The sequence below is a fragment of the Arhodomonas sp. KWT genome (assembly GCF_010993615.1).
Map to the genome: position 1 here is coordinate 1 of NZ_WNXE01000587.1, position 1,021 is coordinate 1,021.

Annotated in this window: 1 protein-coding gene and 1 pseudogene; both read right to left on the bottom strand. The window is 71.5% G+C overall.

The features are described 5' to 3' along the window. Positions 1 to 116 (bottom strand): annotated as a pseudogene (locus G7A99_RS20925) (serine O-acetyltransferase); the annotation flags it as partial. 186 nt (positions 117 to 302) lie between these two features. Then, on the bottom strand, positions 303 to 1,021 hold a 719-nt coding region (locus tag G7A99_RS20930; RefSeq protein ID WP_163143824.1), incomplete at its 5' end, for an RNA methyltransferase.

Consider the following 1,021-nt stretch of genomic DNA (forward strand, 5'->3'; position numbering starts at 1 on the left):
CGGTGGAAGATCAGCGCGTGCACGCCGGGATAGCAGGTGAGCACCTCGAAGACGTTGCGCGCCGCCGGGTCACGGTCGAAGACGCAGGCGATATCTTGCTTGATGCGGTCGAACATGATGAAGGGAGGCCCCGTATCGATGCCGGTGGATGGTTGAGCGGCCCACGGGACGCGGAGCACCGGCACGTGCGGGCCCCGCGCCGGCCCGGATAGCACCGCCGGGGCGCTATCCGGGCCGGCTACACGAGAAACGGCCGGGACCGGGCAGCATGGCAATCATGCATGCAGTATAACGGTACGGATTCATTCCCGGCCATCCGGCGGCGGAAGCCTGCGCTCCACCGCGGCGAGGATCCCGCGAAGGATATTCACCTCCGTGTGCTCCGGCACCGCCCGGTTGAACAGCCGGCGCAGGCGCTGCATGAGGTGTTTCTGGTCCGCCGCCGCCGCGTAGCCGCTGGCCGCCATGACCCGCGCCAGGTGGTCGTAGAGCCCGGCGAGGTGATTCGCCGAGGCGGGTGCGTCGTCCACCCCCGCCGTCGGCAGCGCCGCCCCCACCGCGGCGAGGCGCAGCTCGTAGCACACGACCTGAACCGCCGCGGCCAGATTGAGCGAGGCATAGTCCGGATTGGCGGGGATATGGACCAGACGGTGGCACCGCCCGATCTCCTCGTTGGTCAGCCCGGAGTGCTCGCGCCCGAACATCACCGCCACCGGTGTATCCGGCGCACCGGCGATCTCCGCCGCCGCGTCCCGGGGGCTGAGCGCGGGCACGCCGTGACGGCGCGGTCGCGCGCTGACGCCGAAGACCCGGCCGGCACCGGCGAGCGCGGTATCCACATCCGCCGTAACGGTCGCGGCGTCCAGCACGTCCGTGGCGGCGCCGGCGTTGGCGCGGGCGTGGTCGTCGACCGCGCAGGCCGCGACCAGTGCCAGGCGCGAGAGGCCCATGGTCTTGAGCGCCCGCGCCGCGGCGCCGACGTTACCGGGATGGGTGGTGCCGACAAGCAGCACCTGAACGT